This is a genomic window from Kitasatospora sp. NPDC034023 (assembly GCF_055575795.1).
In genome coordinates this window covers 42,020-55,790 of the sequence record NZ_JBVIRY010000028.1, presented here as the reverse complement: position 1 = coordinate 55,790, position 13,771 = coordinate 42,020, and the positions used below count along the sequence as shown (strand labels likewise).

General features: G+C 73.8%; 11 protein-coding genes. 4 read left to right on the top strand and 7 right to left on the bottom strand.

From position 1 onward, the window contains the following. Positions 1–62: 62 nt before the first annotated feature. Positions 63–737, top strand: coding sequence for a hypothetical protein (locus ACZ52R_RS30910; RefSeq protein ID WP_465754508.1), 675 nt, complete (start codon positions 63–65; stop codon positions 735–737). Between the two features lie 48 nt (positions 738–785). On the opposite strand, the gene ACZ52R_RS30905 is transcribed toward ACZ52R_RS30910, so the two are convergent. Then, a complete protein-coding gene (locus ACZ52R_RS30905) occupies positions 786–2,060 on the bottom strand; it encodes a M23 family metallopeptidase (RefSeq protein ID WP_465754507.1) in 1,275 nt (424 codons plus the stop codon). 336 nt (positions 2,061–2,396) lie between these two features. Further along, positions 2,397–2,834 (bottom strand): hypothetical protein, encoded by a 438-nt coding sequence (locus tag ACZ52R_RS30900; RefSeq protein WP_465754506.1) that lies wholly within the window; start codon positions 2,832–2,834, stop codon positions 2,397–2,399. Positions 2,835–3,083: 249 nt separating this feature from the next. On the opposite strand from ACZ52R_RS30900, the gene ACZ52R_RS30895 reads away from it, so the two are divergent. Further along, positions 3,084–3,677: a DinB family protein gene (locus ACZ52R_RS30895; protein WP_465754505.1), complete on the top strand. Its 594-nt coding sequence runs from the start codon at positions 3,084–3,086 to the stop codon at positions 3,675–3,677. 413 nt (positions 3,678–4,090) lie between these two features. Here ACZ52R_RS30895 and ACZ52R_RS30890 read toward each other — a convergent pair whose 3' ends face one another. From ACZ52R_RS30890 to ACZ52R_RS30870, 5 genes are read right to left on the bottom strand one after another with little or no spacing between them, the layout of a single operon-like run. Then, positions 4,091–5,458, bottom strand: a complete 1,368-nt coding sequence (locus ACZ52R_RS30890; RefSeq protein WP_465624636.1) for a nitrate/nitrite transporter — start codon at positions 5,456–5,458, stop codon at positions 4,091–4,093. Continuing rightward, positions 5,455–5,808: a nitrite reductase small subunit NirD gene (gene nirD / locus ACZ52R_RS30885; RefSeq protein ID WP_465624638.1), complete on the bottom strand. Its 354-nt coding sequence runs from the start codon at positions 5,806–5,808 to the stop codon at positions 5,455–5,457. Before nirD ends, ACZ52R_RS30890 begins: the two co-directional genes overlap by 4 nt. Further along, positions 5,805–8,429, bottom strand: a complete 2,625-nt coding sequence (gene nirB, locus ACZ52R_RS30880) for a nitrite reductase large subunit NirB (RefSeq protein WP_465754504.1) — start codon at positions 8,427–8,429, stop codon at positions 5,805–5,807. Before nirB ends, nirD begins: the two co-directional genes overlap by 4 nt. Beyond that, positions 8,426–9,646: an NAD(P)/FAD-dependent oxidoreductase gene (locus ACZ52R_RS30875; protein ID WP_465754503.1), complete on the bottom strand. Its 1,221-nt coding sequence runs from the start codon at positions 9,644–9,646 to the stop codon at positions 8,426–8,428. Before ACZ52R_RS30875 ends, nirB begins: the two co-directional genes overlap by 4 nt. Continuing rightward, positions 9,643–11,757, bottom strand: coding sequence for a molybdopterin oxidoreductase family protein (locus ACZ52R_RS30870; protein ID WP_465754502.1), 2,115 nt, complete (start codon positions 11,755–11,757; stop codon positions 9,643–9,645). The genes ACZ52R_RS30875 and ACZ52R_RS30870 overlap by 4 nt, the downstream gene beginning before the upstream one ends. Positions 11,758–11,951: 194 nt before the next feature. On the opposite strand from ACZ52R_RS30870, the gene ACZ52R_RS30865 reads away from it, so the two are divergent. Together ACZ52R_RS30865 and ACZ52R_RS30860 are read left to right on the top strand one after the other, a co-directional pair. Continuing rightward, positions 11,952–13,076, top strand: coding sequence for a uroporphyrinogen-III synthase (locus ACZ52R_RS30865; protein ID WP_465754501.1), 1,125 nt, complete (start codon positions 11,952–11,954; stop codon positions 13,074–13,076). Then, complete coding sequence (locus ACZ52R_RS30860) at positions 13,076–13,771, top strand: sirohydrochlorin chelatase (RefSeq protein ID WP_465754500.1); 696 nt, start codon at positions 13,076–13,078, stop codon at positions 13,769–13,771. The genes ACZ52R_RS30865 and ACZ52R_RS30860 overlap by 1 nt, the downstream gene beginning before the upstream one ends.

Sequence of the window (13,771 nt, the reverse complement as noted above, 5' to 3'; positions counted from 1 at the left end):
CCTGTCGGCGGCGGACCGTATCGTTGGCGGAGTTCACCATCCGAACGCACGCGGGGGCACTCATGACCGTTCACCGGCCCGGACTGCCGGAGGACCTTCCGCCGGCCGAGGAGCTGTGGGCACGCTGGGCGCTCCTCGCCGCCCTTGAGGCGACCACCGAGGACGAGGAGCGCCCGCCGCGCTACCGGACCGGCCGGTGGATCGATGACGAGGGTCTGCACTGGGACGACTGCGGTTGCACCTGGTGGGTCATGTCCAAGGGGGGCGAGGGCCGGTTCGTGCTCTACGGCGAGGACGAGGCGAGCGACGTCAAATGGTACGAGCCGGCGATCGACGTGCTGGCGGGCGGCCCGAACTGGCTGCCCTACGAGGCACTGCGGGACCGGCTCGCAGGGCACGAGATCGGCTGCGTCTACTGGTACGAGAACGGCGCCTGGGCCCGGGCGCCGTACCCGGACGGCCTTGACGACGACGGCCTGGACTGCGGTATGAGCTCCTTCATCGACCGAAGCGAGGTGCTGGGCGATCTGACGAACCACCTGGACGACACGGTCGACGGGCAGAGCGCGGACAGCCTCCTGGCCGACGCGGAGGCGTACCGGCTGGAACCGCAGAGGCTGCTGGAACGCCTGGGGCAGACCAACGGCAACGACGACCCGCTGGACCGGCCGGCCATCGTCCGGGCGCTGGCCCGCGCGGGCCTGACAGGGGAGTTCGCGGCGAGCGACACCGTCTGAGCCGCCTGATGCGTCCCCAGGCCGGAGCGGGATGCGGCCGGAGCCCGGTCAGAAGTCCAGGACCTCGCGGTCGAGCGGATACTGCGCACGGTGGAGGCCCTCGTACGGCGAGGGCGTGATCGGCAGGACGCCGGTCGGCTGCAGGCCCAGGTTGTCGTCCCAGATCCGGGGTTCGACCTGTCCGAGGACGCGGAACCGCTGGAAGGTGAACGGCGGGCTGTCGGTCGGGAAGAACTCGGCTGTGGTCGTCACCTGGAAGTGCAGGTGCGGCGTGGTGGAGTTGCCGCTGTTGCCGATCAGCCCGAGGACCTGGCCGGGTTCGACGCAGTCGCCCTCCCGGACGCCGAGCGAGCCGGCTTGCAGGTGGGCGTAGAGCAGATAGCGGCCCGGCGCGACCTCCACGGTGACGTGGTTGCCGACGGTGTCCTCGATCGGCGGGACGGGCGGCGTGACGGGCGGCGGGTTGTCCGGGATTCCGTCCTGGACCTCCACCACCCGGCCGCCGGCCGCCGCCACGACCGGCTGACGGTAGCTCAGGTAGCTGGTGAGCTGGGCAGGGTCGCCTTCCCAGGCCTGCCCCTGCTCGCCGACCCGGTACCAGTCGATCGCGAAGCGCTGCGGCACGCCGAAGCGGCCGTTGATCGGGGCGAGGCCGCGCCGGTGGTGGGTGTTGCCGCAGCACGACTCGCTGGCGTACCAGGTGCCGGGCAGGACCGGCGGGTTCAGGTTCAACGGCGCGGTGCGGGCGATCGGGGTGGCCTGCACAGTCTCCTCGAACGCGGAGGGGCCGGAGGCGGTCAGGATGGCACCCGAGAGATGGTGTTCGAGGACGTCGGGCGCCGGCTGACCGCGGTCGAGGGTCAGGTCGAGCCAGATGATCCACTGCTGGGATCCCTGGATGACGGTCGGCGTCGGCGCGGGCGGCGGTGGGGTGTACCCGTCCGCACCCGGCAGGGGGTCGCCCACCGGATTGGCGGCCTCGCTCAGCGCCTGCCCGCTCAGCGAGCCGATGACCTGGTGGGTCCGGGCGTCTCGGACCTCGACACGGTCGAGCCGCATCGGCGTGCTGCCGGACAGTGCGCTCGTGGTCAGCAGTTCGTACGAGAGATGCGTCCTGCCGTCCGTGGCGTCGAACGGCGTCGGTTCGGTCAGCACCGCCGCCGTCAACGGCGTGAACTGCGTGCCGGGTGCCAGGGCGGCCGCGCCGGTCCCGTATCCGGGTCCCGCTGAGGCCGCCAGCACGGCGGCCGTGAGCACGGCAGCGGCGAGCCCGCGCAGGAGAGGGCTGCGGCTGGTGCGGTCGCGAGGGTCGCGCTCTGCCATGGTGCTCTTTCATCCGTCGGGTCCGGGTCCGTGAAGGACGCCGGCACGCCCCGCGGCGAGACGCAGGCCCATGTAACCCGCCGGCGCGCCGCTTCGGGCGGAGGCCGCCGAAGCCAGGTGCCGAACTGCACCCGTCCAGCCGCATCGACCGCCGAGTCCTTGCCTCCATGGCTCGCAGGAAGGGGAACGGGTGCAGGGGGCGGGCAGCCGGGGCGAGGCCATCGCGGCGGCGCGGACGGCGGGCCTCGGGTACTCGTGGCGGAGCGAGGTCGGGGGAGGGGACGGTCACGGACGCTGGGACGGTTCGAAGCGTCCCCGCCATCGTCCGTCCGGCGTTCACGATCGGTACGCGGCGTCGTGGTATCTGCGCAGCCGGGGGCCAGGGATCGCGGGCAGCCGGACCAGGGTGGCGCTGAAGGCGCCGTTGTGGGGTTCCAGGGGGTACCAGGGACGCGGCGGCAGCGGGTAGTCGTCACGCAGGACACCCGCCGGGAGCACCCCGGTGGCGGGCGTCGGCGAGGTCTCCTCCGCGGGACTGGCGAGGTACGCCCAGACTCCGCTGTCCAGCGGCACCACCGTCGCATCGCCGCCGGGTGGGCGCCACGGCTCACCCGTGTCGGGGTGACGGGGGACAAGGAGGACGTCGGGGCGGGGCTGGGGCTCGGGGATGCCCGGGCCGGCCAACCCCACCGACCGGGGGTCGGGCCCGGGCGGGAGGTAACGGGCGGCGGCGTGGCCGAGCAACTCGGCGACGGGGCCGGCGGGGAGGGCCACCGGGTGGTTCTCGGTCGCCGCCACCCTCGCTCGCGGCTGAGGATCCATCGGATTTCGGAGCGGCTCCAGGGCTTCCGGGGTGCGCGTCATCCCCGGGTTGATGACGGGTCGGCCCGGCCCCGGGGCGACGAACGCCCCGTGCCCGGAGCACCCGGTGGCTACTTCGAGGCCTTGTCGCCGGCTGGTGCATCCTGGGCGGCCGGCGAACTCACGCGACCGCTGTCGGTAGGTGATGCGAGACTCGGTCCCATGAAGCCCAATGACCCCAAAGACGACCTGCACCGCTACCTCAAAGCAGCCCGCGCAGCCCTCGTCTGGAAGCTGGACGGACTGTCCGAGTACGACATCCGCCGCCCCCTGACGCCGACCGGCACCAACCTCCTCGGCCTCGTCAAGCACCTCGCCAGCGTCGAACTCGGGTACTTCGGTCCGACCTTCGGCCGCCCGCACAACGAATCCCTCCCCTGGCACGAGGAGGGCGCCGAGCCCAACGCGGACATGTGGGCGCCCGCCGACGAGTCGCGCGAGGATGTTCTCAGCCTCTACCACCGCGCCTGGGCGCACGCGGACGCGACGATCGAGGCGCTACCGCTCGACGCGATGGGCCGCGTCGCGTGGTGGGGCGACAGCGGAGACGTGACGCTTCAGCGGATCATGCTGCACATGACGGCCGAGACGAACCGGCACGCCGGCCACGCCGACATCGTCCGCGAGCTGATCGACGGCAAGGTCGGTATACGGGAGGACAACAGCAACATGGATGGCGGCGACGAGGCGTGGTACCAGGGTCACTGGAACCGACTGGAGGCGTCCGCCAAGGAGGCTCAGGCCAAGCAGCGCTGAGGTCGTTCGGGGAGGTGTCTGCCTTGGCAGCCGTGTTGTCGCCTGCTTGCCCTCCCCGCTCCCCTCACGCAAGGATGGCGTCGGTTCCGGACGTTGATGACGCAAGGAGCTGTGTCATGACGGCGTCGTCCCTGGCTGTTGTCGAGCGAAGCGGCACGTGACGCGCACGACGAGCCTGCCGGTTGCGTCCAGGCGGAGGCGGCGCCCGTCATTGGTCAGCGCGGGGCCAGACGAGCGGGGGTAGTGACGCCGCTCCCAGGATCAGCTGTGCAGAGCCGTCCAGGCTGCTATCTGGACCGATGAGCACTTCACCGAGTCCGGGGAGGACGTCGTGAGGGATGAACCACCTTTGCATCTCGTTCGGCCCGAACTCCTGCGTGATCCCCCCGCGCAGGGGCCCGGAGGAACAGTCCTTACGGGCGCGCAGCGCGGTCCAGCACCAGCCCCGTCCGCGCGCCCGGCCGCAGCCAGACGAGCCACGTGAGCGCCGAGCACGCCAGGTACGCCGCCAGGAAGCCGAGGTACGCGGCGTCCCCGTTGTGGCTGGCCTGGAACGACTGCCGGAAGGCGAGGTTGACGATCACCCCGCCGAACGCCCCGATCGCGCCCGCGAGCCCGATGAGCGCGGCTGAGCGCCGCCGTGCGTCGGCCTCCGCCGTCGCCGGGTCGGCGCCCGCTGCGACGGCGGCCCGGGCCCGGCCCTGGTAGTGCGCGGGGATCATTTTGTACGTCGAGCCGTTGCCGATCCCGCTGAGCACGAACAGCGCGACGAACCCGCCCAGGAACAGCGGCAGCGAACCCGCCCGGGAGGCGGCGAGCACGACGGCCGTCCCGGCGCCCATGGCCGCGAACGTCGCGAGCGTGACGCGCGCGCCGCCCCAGCGGTCGGCGAGCCGTCCGCCGACGGGCCGCAGGAGCGAGCCGAGCAGCGGCCCGAGGAAGGTGAGCGCGGCGGCCTTGACCGGGGTGTCGAAGCGGTCGTGGAACTGCACCTGGAGCACCTGCCCGAAGGCGAAGCCGAACCCGATGAACGAGCCGAACGTGCCGATGTACAGCGCCGACACGGCCCAGCCGTACGGGTCCCGGGCCACCTCCCTGAGCGCCCGTCCCTCGCCGGTCGAGGAAACCGCCAGGTTGTCCATCTTCCACCAGGCCCCCGCCGCCGCGAGCACGATCAGCGGCAGGTAGACCAGCGGCAGCAGCCGCGGGTGGGCCACGCCCGCCGTGGCGAGGACGAGCAGCCCGAGCAGTTGCACGGCCGGCACTCCGAGGTTGCCGCCGCCCGCGTTGATGCCGAGCGCCCAGCCCTTGAGCCGGTGCGGGTAGAAGGCGTTGATGTTGGCCATGGACGAGGCGAAGTTGCCGCCGCCGACACCGGCCACGCAGGCCACCGCGAGCAGCGTCCCGTACGAGACGCCGGGCCGCAGGACGAGGGCAGCGAGCACGGTCGGCGCGAGCAGCAGCAGGGCGCTGATCACCGTCCAGTTCCGCCCGCCGAACCGCCCGACGGCGAAGGTGTACGGCAGGCGCAGCAGCGCGCCGAGCGCGGTGGGGAGCGCGGTGAGCGTGAACTTGCCCGCCGTGTCGATGTGGTACTGGGGCCCGAGGAAGAGCACGAGCACCGACCACAGGCTCCACACCGAGAAGCCGATGTGCTCGGAGAGGACGGAGAAGACGAGGTTGCGCCGGGCGATCCGGGCGCCGGAGCGCTGCCAGAACTCCTCGTCCTCCGGGTCCCAGGCGCGCAGTTCGGCCGGTCTGGCGTCGACGGCGGTGGTCACTGCGCACCCCCGGACACCCGGACCGGCCAGATCTTCAGGACTGCCGGGCTACCGTCGGGGGCGGTGTCCTCGTCGAGGCAGCGGCCGTCGGTGAGGTCGAAGACGTGCTTGTACATCGGCGAGGCGAGGGTCGGGCGGTCGCCGCGGCTGCCGAGCAGGCCGCGGGAGAGCACCTGGGCGCCGCTGAACGGGTCGAGGTTGTCGACGGCGTACAGCGTCCCGGTGCGGTCGACGAACAGCGCGACCTGGTGCGCGTCGCCGATCAGCGCGGCGACGCCGCGGCCGGGCTGCAGGTCGTCGAGGGTGCAGACGGCGTGCCAGCGGGTGCCGTCGTGGATCTGAACGGTCACGGGGTGAGCACCTCCAGTCGGGCTCCGGCGACGAGCACCGGAGCGTTGAGGCCGGTGAGGCCGGTGAGGGCGGTGAGGGACTGTCCGTCCTCGCCCGGGCGGGCGGGGCGGATCTGGCCGCGTTCGGGGACGAAGGTCACGGCCGGGTCGGGGGTTCCGGGGGCGTTGACGAAGGAGGAGAAGCGCCGCATCCGGTCGGGGTCGGCCAGGGTCTCGGCCCATTCGTCCTGGTAGCCGCTGATGTGACGGACCATCAGTTCATCGAGCTCGGCGGCGATGCCGAGCGAGTCGTCGAGGACGACGGCCCGCAGGTGGTCGAGGCCGCCCTCCAGGCGCTCCAGCCAGACCGAGGTGCGTTCGAGGCGGTCGGCGGTGCGGATGTAGAACATCAGGAAGCGGTCGATGGTGCGGATGAGTGTCTCGCGGTCGAGGTCGGCGGCGAGCAGGTCGGCGTGCCGGGGCGTCATGCCGCCGTTGCCGCCGACGTAGAGGTTCCAGCCGGCCGAGGTGGCGATGATGCCGAAGTCCTTGCTCTGCGCCTCGGCGCACTCGCGGGCGCAGCCGGAAACGGCGGCCTTGAGCTTGTGCGGGGAGCGCAACCCCCGGTAGCGGAGCTCCAGTTCGATGGCGAGAGTGGCGGAGTCCTGGACGCCGAAGCGGCACCAGGTCTCGCCGACGCAGGACTTCACGGTGCGCAGCGACTTGCCGTAGGCGTGCCCGGACTCGAAGCCGGCGTCGACCAGCTTGCGCCAGATCACCGGGAGCTGGTCGACGGTGGCGCCGAACATGTCGATCCGCTGGCCGCCGGTGAGCTTGGTGTAGAGGCCGTGGTCGCGGGCGATCTCGCCGATCGCGATGAGGCCCTCGGGGGTGATCTCGCCGCCGGGCACGCGCGGGACGACCGAATAGGAGCCGTTGCGCTGGAGGTTGGCGAGGAAGTGGTCGTTGGAGTCCTGGAGGGCGCCCTGTTCGCCGTCGAGGATGTGGCCGTTGCCAAGGCTGGCCAGGATGGAGGCTACGGTGGGCTTGCAGACCTCGCAGCCCTCGCCGCTGCCGTGCCGGTCGAGCAGGTCTGAGAAGGCGGTGATGCCGGTGACGCGGACGATCTCGTACAGCTCGGCGCGGGTGTGGGCGAAGTGCTCGCACAGGCCCTTGTCGGTGCTGACGCCGGCCGCCTCCAGCTCCTCGGTGACGACGGTGCCGAGCAGCTTGATGCAGCTGCCGCAGCCGGTGCCGGCCCGGGTGCACTTCTTGACGGCGGCGACGCTGTCGCAGCCCTGGTCGCGGACGGCGGCGCGGACGGCGCCCTGGGTGACGTTGTGGCAGGAGCAGAGCACGGCGTCGTCGGGCAGTGCGACCGGCCCGGCGTTCGCGAACCCGGCGGGCAGCACGAGCTGTTCGGCCGGGACGGTGAGCGGCTTCCCGGCCACCGCGAGCGGGCGCAGCGTGCCGTAGGCGTCGGTGTCGCCGACCAGGACGCCGCCGAGCAGGGCGCCGTCCTGCCCGATGACGAGCTTGCGGTAGACGCCGCCGCGGCTGTCGCTGTAGAGCACGTCGAGCGCACCCTCGGCGGTGCCGTGCGGGTCGCCGAAGCTGGCCACGTCGACGCCGAGGAGCTTGAGCTTGGTGGAGGTGTCGGCGCCGGTGAAGCCCTCTCCCGGCAGCTCCGCGAGGGTGCGGGCGGCGGTCTCGGCCATCTGGTAGCCGGGGGCGACGAGGCCGTAGACGCGGCCGTCGGCGGCCTGGGCGCACTCGCCGATGGCGAGGATCGCCGGGTCGGCGGTGCGGCAGTGCTCGTCGACGACGACGCCGCCGCGGGCGCCGACCGGCAGGTCGCAGTCGCGGGCGAGCTGGTCGCGGGCGCGCACGCCGGCCGAGAACACCACGAGGTCGGCGGCGAATTCGCGACCGTCGGAGAGCGCGAGCCCGGTGACCCGGCCGTCCTCGCCGGTGACGACACCGCTCGCGCCGGCGCTGGTGTGCACCGTCACGCCGAGGTCCTCGATCTTGCGGCGGAGCACGGCGCCGCCGCCGTCGTCGACCTGGACGGCCATCAGGCGGGACGCGAACTCGACGACGTGGGTGGTGAGTCCGCCCGCCCGCAGCGCTCCGGCGGCCTCCAGGCCGAGCAGCCCGCCGCCGACGACGACGCCGGTGCGGGCCGTTTTGGCGGCCGCGCGTATGGCGTCCACGTCCTCGATGGTGCGGTAGACGTGGCAGCCGGGGGCGTCCTTGCCGGGCACCGGCGGGACGAACGGGACCGAGCCGGTGGCCAGCACGAGTGCGTCGTAGTGGAGTTCGGAACCGGACCGGGTGGTGACGGTCCGCCCGGCCCGGTCGATCGTGGTGACCGGGTCGCCGAGGCGCAGGTCGATGCCGTGCTCGGCGAGGAAGCCGGGCGGGCACAGCGAGAGGTCCTCGGCGGTGCTGCCGTCGAACAGCGCGCTCAGGTGGACCCGGTCGTACGCGGGCCGGGGCTCCTCGGCGAGCACGGTGACCCGCCAGCCGGCCGCGGCGGGCTGCGCGGTGAAGGCCTCCAGGAAGCGCTGGCCGACCATGCCGTGGCCGACCAGGACGAGGTCGCGGACAGTGCCGTTCGCGCTGCGGTGGTCTGTGGTCATCGCGGTACTCCTCGGGTGAGCAGGTGCAGGGGGTGGCCGCCGAGCGGTCCGTCGCTCTCGAAGGCGCCGGCCAGCGCGTCCACGGTGGCCAGGTCGCCGAGCAGGATCGCGCCGACCAGGCGGTCGCCGCGCAGGACGAGCTTCTTGTAGCTGCCGCGGGTCGCGTCGGCGATCCGCAGGACGTCGAGGCCGGGGTCGAGGGTCTCGTCGACGGCGCCGAAGGCCGCGTACTCCAGGTCGCCGGTGCTGAGCCGGGCACGCGGGAGGCTGCCGGTGTAGCGGGCGTCCGGGTCGGCGCCGGACAGCCGCCGGGCGAGCGCGTCGGCCTGTTCCCAGGCGGGGCCGGCCAGGCCGTGGACGGTGCCGCGGTGCTCGGCGCAGTCGCCGATCGCGGACACGTGCGGGGCGGCGGTGGCGAGCCGGTCGTCCACCAGGATCCCGGTGCCGACGGGCAGCCCGGCGCCGTACGCGAGGGCGGTGCGGGGGCGGGTGCCACAGGCGAGCACGACCAGGTCGCAGTCGAGCCGGTAGCCGTTGGCCAGTTCCACCGCGCCGACCTTCTCCCCGCCGTGGACGGCGCGGGCGCGGTTGCGACCGTAGGTGTCGACGCCGAGCGCGAGCAGGCGCTCCCGCAGCACCTCGGCCGCCTCCTGGTCGAGTTGACGCTCGATCAGATATGGTCCCTGGTGGACGATTTCGGTGCGGACACCGAGCGCGGAGAGCGCCCGCGCGGCGCTCACGCCGAGCACCCCGCCACCGATCACGACCGCGCGCTTCGCGGTGACGGCCTCCTCGGCGAGCCGACCGCAGTCCTCCAGCGTGCGCAGGGTGTGCACGCCCTCGGCGAGGCCCAGCCCGTCGGGGCGGCGCAGCCCGCGCACGGGCGGCAGCACCGGGTTGGAGCCGGTCGCGAGGACGAGCTCGTCCCACGGCTCGGCGGTGCCGTCGGCCAGGGTCAGCGTGCGGGCGGCCGGGTCGAGGGCCACCACCTCACAGCCGGGCCGTGCTTCGGCGCCGCCGAGTGGCAGCGCGATCGACTCGGCGTCGTAGCGCCCGGTCAGGACGTCGGCGAGCAGCACCCGGTTGTAGGGCGCGCGCGGCTCGGCGCCGTAAACGGTGACGGTGCCCGGCCCGCCGAGCGCGCCGTAGCGCTCGGCGAAGCGGGCGCCGGCCATTCCGCCGCCGACGACGGCGATCCTCGGGGTCACGGGGGTCACGGGGCCACCTCCTGCTCGACGCGTTCCACCCGGACGGCGCACAGCTTGAACTCCGGCATTCGGGACACCGGGTCGAGCGCCGGGTTGGTCAGGCTGTTCGCCCGGCCCGCGCCCGGCCAGTGGAAGGGCATGAACACGGTGTCCGCCCGGATCGCGTCGGTGATCCGCGCCGGGGCCACCGCCCGTCCGCGCCGGCTCGTCACCGCCACCGGCTCCCCGTCGGCCACCCCGAGCCGCTCGGCGAGCCGCGGGTGCAGCTCGACGAACGGGCCGGGCGCGGCCTTGGTGAGCTCGGCCACCCGCCGGGTCTGCGCGCCGCTCTGGTACTGGGCGAGCACCCGGCCGGTGGTCAGGTACAGCGGGTACTCCTCGTCCGGCTCCTCGCCGGCCGGGCGGTGGGTGACGGCCACGAAGCGGGCCCGTCCGTCCGGCGTCGCGTACCGGTCGAGGAAGAGCCGCCTGGTGCCCGGGTGGTCCTCGGCCGGGCAGGGCCAGAACACGCCGTCCTCCGCCGCGATCCGCCGGTAGCTGATGCCCGCGTAGTCGGCGTCGCCGCCGGCCGAGGCGCGGCGCAGCTCGTCGAAGGCCTCCTCGGCCTCCGTCGGGAAGCCGGTCGCGACGCCCAGGCGGGCGGCGAGTTCGCGCAGCACCCACAGTTCGCTGCGGACGCCCTCCGGCGGGTCGAACGCGCGGCGGCGCAGGATGACCCGGCCCTCCAGGTTCGTGGTGGTGCCGTCCTCCTCCGCCCACTGCGTCACGGGCAGGACGACGTCCGCGAGGCGCGCCGTCTCGGACAGCACCAGGTCGGCGACGACCAGCAGGTCCAGCGCGCGCAGCCGCTCGGTGACATGCCCGGCGTTCGGCGCGGACACCGCCGGGTTGGAGCCGGCCAGCAGCAGCGCCCGGACGCCGTCCGGCCGGCCGAGGCCGTCCAGCAGCTCGTACGCCGACTTGCCCGGGCCGGGGATGCTCCCGGCCGGCACGCCCCACACCCCGGCGACGTGCGCGCGAGCGGCCGGGTCCTCGATCGAGCGGTAGCCGGGCAGTTGGTCGGCCTTCTGGCCGTGCTCGCGCCCGCCCTGCCCGTTGCCCTGGCCGGTCAGGCAGCCGTAGCCGCTGAACGGGCGGCCGGAGTGGCCGGTCGCCAGGCACAGGTTGATCCACGCGCCGACGGTGTCGGTGCCCTTGCTCTGCTGCTCCGGACCGCGCGCGGTGAGCACCATGCCGGTGGCCGCGGTTGCGAACAGCCGGGCGGCCTCGCGCAGTTGGTGGGCGGGCACGCCGGTGATCCGCTCGACCCGGTCCGGCCAGTGCGCCATCGCGGCCTCGCGGGCCGCCTCGAAGCCGGTCGTCCGCTCGGCGACGAAGCCCTTGTCCACCAGGCCGTCGGCGATCACCAGGTGCAGCAGGCCCAGCGCGAGCGCCAGGTCTCCGCCGGGGCGGGGCTGGAGGTGCAGGTCGGCGAGCTCGGCGGTGCGGGTGCGGCGCGGGTCGACGACGATCAACGTGCCGCCGTTCTCGCGCAGTTCGCGGAAGTAGCGCACGGCCGGCGGCATCGTCTCGGCCGGGTTGCCGCCGACCAGGATCAGGCAGCCGGTGTGCGGGATGTCCTCCAGCGGGAACGGCAGGCCCCGGTCCAGGCCGAAGGCCCTGCGGTGCGCGGCCGCCGCCGAGGACATGCAGAACCGGCCGTTGTAGTCGATGTTCGCGGTGCGCAGCACCACCCGGGCGAACTTGCCCAGCAGGTACGCCTTCTCGTTCGTCAGCCCGCCCCCGCCGAACACTCCCACCGCGTCCGGACCGTGCTCCTCCCTCGTGCGGGTGAGCCCGTCCGCCACGCGGTCCAGCGCCTCCGGCCAGGAGGCGGAACGCAGCGGCCCGCCGGGCCGGTCGCGCAGCAGCGGGCCGGTCAGGCGGACGTCCCGGGCGAGCACGGCCGCCGCCGAACGGCCCTTGCCGCACAGCGCGCCCCGGTTCACCGGGAACTCCGGCCGCTCCAGCACCTCGGGCGCGACGTCGACACCGCCCAGCCGCATGCCGCACTGCAGCGAGCAGTACGGGCAGTGGGTGTCGGTGGTCGGCGGCGGGGCCGACGGGCGGGTGAGGTTCATGCCGAGGAATGTCCGCCTCCGCTGTTTCGCGACCGCGTCACCCGTGTTGCGCGCGCGGTACACCTCACTCACGGCCTTCGGGCCCCAGGGTGCGCAGTAGGGGACACCAGCCGTAACCGGAGCATCCGTTTCGGTCACCTGGAGGTGACGGGCGGGCAACGCCCCCGTAACGTGCGCGCCGCACGCTGACCTGCATGGCAACCCCCACCACCCAGCCCGGTCCCCTTACCGGCTTCACCATCGGGGTCACCGCGGCGCGCCGCCGCGAGGAGCTCGTCGCCCTCCTCAGCCGGCGCGGCGCCCAGGTGGTCGAGGCGCCCGTGCTGCGCATCCTGCCGCTCGCCGACGACCTCGCCCTGCGCGAGGCCACCGAACGGTGCCTGGCCGCCCCGCTCGACTACGTGGTCGCCACCACGGGCGTCGGCTGGCGCGGCTGGATGAGCGCCGCCGAAGGGTGGGGCCGCGGTGCCGCCCTCGCCGAGGCCTGCCGGGGTTCGGTCGTGCTCAGCCGGGGCCCCAAGGCCACCGGCGCGGTACGGGCCAGCGGCCTCGGCGAGGGCTTCTCCCCCGGCACCGAAGCCACCGACGAACTCCTCACCTGGCTGCTCGCCCGCCCCCTCGACGGCTGCCGGATCGCCGTCCAGGAACACGGCGTACGGCTCGACGCCTTCGCGGCGGCCCTGCGCGAGCGCGGCGCCGAGGTGATCTCCGTCCCTGTCTACCGCTGGGCCCCGCCGGACGACATGGCCCCGGTACGGCGGCTGGTCGAGCAGACCGTCCGACGCCAGGTGCACGCGCTCACCTTCACCAGCGCGCCCGCCGTCGCCGCCTTCCTCGCCACGGCGGAGGCCGAGGGCCTGCGCTCTCAGGTACTCGACGCGCTGCGCGGGGACGTCCTGCCCGTGTGCGTCGGCGCCCTGTGCGCGCGCCCGTTCGCGGACCTCGGCCTGCCGACGGTCTACCCGGAACGCGGCCGGCTCGGCTCGCTCGTCCGGCTGCTCGCAGAGACCCTGCCCGCCCTCGGTCGGCGCGAAATCCCGTTGTCCGACGTGGTGTTGACGCTCCAGGGCAACGCGGCACTGGTCGACGGCGAGAGCCACCTCCTCAGCCCGCGCGGCGCCGCCGTCCTACGGGCGCTCGCGGAGCGACCGGGGCGTGTGCTGAGCCGCGCCGAACTCCTGCGCGCGGCCTGGACGGACGCGAGCGCGGACGAACACGCGGTGGAGGCGGCGGTCGGGCGGTTGCGGGCGGCACTGGGGTCGCACGCGGGGCTGATCCGGACCGTCCCGAAGCGGGGCTACCGGCTGGCGGCCGGCTGATGCTGCTGGCCGTAGCCCACGGAAGCCGGTACGCGGCCTCGTCCGCGACGATTCGAGCTCTGCTGCGGCGCGTTCGGCTACTCCGCCCCGAACTGACCGTCCGATGCTGCTTCCTGGACCTGAACCTGCCGTCCCTCGAACAGGCCCTATCCCAACTGTGCGGCGAGAGCCCCATCCTGGTCCCGTTGCTCCTGAGCACCGGCTACCACCTACGCGTCGACATCCCGGCCGCCCTGGCCGCCGCCGGCCTCCCCACGTCCCAGGTCGCCCGCGCGCTCGGCCCACACCCCCTGCTGGCCGAAGCCCTGGCGGCGAGACTGGCCGAAACCGGCGCCACCCCCGAGGCCCCTGTCGTACTGGCCGGGGCCGGCTCCTCCGACCCGACGGCCCTCGCCGACACGACACGGATGGCGCACCTCCTGGCACGCCACCTGGGCCGCCCAGTCACCCCCGCCCACCTGTCAGCGGCAACCCCCACCCCCCACGAGGCAGTAGCCGCCCTCCACGATGCCGGCCACCGGGAAGTAGCCGTCGCCACCTACGTCCTGGCCCCGGGCTTCTTCGCCCGCCGAGCCGCCACAACGACAGCGACGTGGACGAGCGCCCCCCTGGCCGCCCACGAGGCAGCGGCCCGCCTGATCCTCCACCGCTACGACGAGGCGCGCGCAGCGACGGCACTGCCTCTGGCCGCCTGA

Bases quoted from the DNA above. Each gene is read 5' to 3' on its own strand.
- ACZ52R_RS30910 (WP_465754508.1), top strand. From the start codon at position 63: ATGACCGTTCACCGGCCCGGACTGCCGGAGGACCTTCCGCCGGCCGAG.
- ACZ52R_RS30905 (WP_465754507.1), bottom strand. From the start codon at position 2,060: ATGGCAGAGCGCGACCCTCGCGACCGCACCAGCCGCAGCCCTCTCCTG.
- ACZ52R_RS30895 (WP_465754505.1), top strand. From the start codon at position 3,084: ATGAAGCCCAATGACCCCAAAGACGACCTGCACCGCTACCTCAAAGCA.
- nirB (WP_465754504.1), bottom strand. From the start codon at position 8,429: ATGACCACAGACCACCGCAGCGCGAACGGCACTGTCCGCGACCTCGTC.
- ACZ52R_RS30870 (WP_465754502.1), bottom strand. From the start codon at position 11,757: ATGAACCTCACCCGCCCGTCGGCCCCGCCGCCGACCACCGACACCCAC.
- ACZ52R_RS30865 (WP_465754501.1), top strand. From the start codon at position 11,952: ATGGCAACCCCCACCACCCAGCCCGGTCCCCTTACCGGCTTCACCATC.
- ACZ52R_RS30860 (WP_465754500.1), top strand. From the start codon at position 13,076: ATGCTGCTGGCCGTAGCCCACGGAAGCCGGTACGCGGCCTCGTCCGCG.